Raw genomic sequence first — 231 nt, forward strand, 5'->3', positions numbered from 1 at the left:
GGACGCGGGCGCCCCCGCCGCCGGGTCGTCCACGGGCTGGCACGCCGCCGACCCCGAGCCGGGCTTGTCCCCCGCCGCCGCCCGGGTCGCCGACGCGCTCGCCGCGCGGTTCGCGTGGGCGAGCGGGATCGTGCCGGGGCTCGAGGGGTTCGCCGACCCCGTCGCGGCCCTCGCCGTGCGCACCCGGCTGCTCGGAGACGTGCCGCCCCGGCAGCGCGTGCCCGGCGTCCT

Annotated in this window: 1 pseudogene; it reads left to right on the forward strand. The window is 83.1% G+C overall.

The window, feature by feature from the left end:
• Positions 1 to 231 (forward strand): annotated as a pseudogene (locus KVT14_RS21675) (hypothetical protein); the annotation flags it as partial.

Source organism: Cellulomonas sp. GbtcB1 (assembly GCF_019091725.1).
Classification (GTDB): domain Bacteria; phylum Actinomycetota; class Actinomycetes; order Actinomycetales; family Cellulomonadaceae; genus Cellulomonas.